General features: G+C 75.2%; 2 protein-coding genes. Both read right to left on the bottom strand.

The window, feature by feature from the left end; translation table 11 throughout:
- The coding region (locus HW445_RS31625) for an isocitrate lyase/phosphoenolpyruvate mutase family protein (protein ID WP_180224204.1) at positions 1-292 on the bottom strand (292 nt) is incomplete at its 3' end.
- 238 nt (positions 293-530) lie between these two features.
- Positions 531-1,052: a pyridoxamine 5'-phosphate oxidase family protein gene (locus HW445_RS31620; RefSeq protein ID WP_180224203.1), complete on the bottom strand. Its 522-nt coding sequence runs from the start codon at positions 1,050-1,052 to the stop codon at positions 531-533.
- Positions 1,053-1,228: the final 176 nt, after the last annotated feature.

Here is a 1,228-nt window from a genome sequence, read left to right as displayed (position 1 = left end):
CCGCGACCTCGGCGGGGGTCCGTCCGTAGCCGCCCTCGATGTCGGCCGTGACCGGGACGGTGACGGCGGCGGCGATGCGGGCGAGGACGCCCAGGACCAGGTCCCGGGAGACGCGGTCCCCGTCCCGGGAGCCGAGCGACCAGGCCGTCCCCGCGCTGGTGGTGGCGACGGCGGGAGCCCCCGCGGCCTCGACCACGCGGGCGGTGGCGACGTCCCAGGCGTTCGCGAGGGCGAGGGGGCGGGCGGGTGTGTGGAGGGAGCGGAAGAGCGCGGACTTGGTGGCAGTGGTCATGCCGATCAGACAATCAGCGGGCGCGGGCGCCGTCCGGCGGAAATCCGACACGGAAGTGGTGCGCCTCCAGGCCACACCACGGCACGCCACACCACGGCACGGCACGGCACGGCACGGCGCGGATCCGGAGGCGCCCCGCCCCACGGAGCCGGGGGTGACCTCGCCTCGCGAGCCGGGCGGTGATGGTTCCGGCACCGTCGAGAGGAATACGGTCCTGAGGAGCGTGGTCCTCCATGGCTCAGGCGAACCGCCAGCGGGTCTGGCTGAACGGGCGGCCCTTGCCGAAGCCGAAGACCGTGCGGGGCGCGACGGCGAAGACGACGGCGGAGCCGGGGCCGTGGTGGAAGCGGCCGTCGCGGACCTCGAAGTGCCAGAAGTCGCCGTACTTGCGCTCCCACGCCGCGGCCAGGTCGCGCAGCCGGGCGTCGTCCCCGACCCGCACCGCCTCGCCCTCGACGACCAGGTCGTACCCGGTGTCCCACAGGTTGGTGCCGGTGGTGAGGGTGACGTGCGGGTTGGCGGCGAGGTTGCGGGCCTTGCGCTCGTCGGGGCCGGTGCAGAAGTGGAGGGCGTCCTCGGCCCAGACGGCCGGCAGCGGGGTGACGTGCGGGCGGCCGTCGGGGCGGACGGTGGAGATCCAGAAGAGTTCGGCCGCGGCCAGCAGCCGCTGCGCCTCGGGCCACTCGGGAGGGATGGCGTCGGGATCGCTGTAGCGCGGGTCGAGGTGGGACTCGACGGGCTGGACGGGTTCGGCGGGCATGGCGGTCCTCCAGGTGAGGGGCCCGAACGGGAAACGGGGAGCGGTGACCCGGCGTGCTCCACCGTGTTCCCCGTTTCGCGCCGAACCAGCCCGGCCGGCCACCCTTCGGGTGCGGACGCCGCCGGGATTCCGCAGGGGCTGCTCCGTCGGGGCCCCGCCGGAACCCCGCTAGGTCC

Origin of the sequence: Streptomyces sp. UH6, assembly GCF_013421635.1 — a bacterium.
In the GTDB taxonomy this organism is placed as follows: Bacteria; Actinomycetota; Actinomycetes; order Streptomycetales; family Streptomycetaceae; genus Streptomyces; species Streptomyces abyssomicinicus.
This window is presented reverse-complemented; position numbering and strand designations above follow the sequence as displayed.

What these genes read in the sequence shown, in the direction of transcription:
- HW445_RS31620 (WP_180224203.1), bottom strand. Translation starts at nt 1,052, where the DNA reads ATGCCCGCCGAACCCGTCCAGCCCGTCGAGTCCCACCTCGACCCGCGC.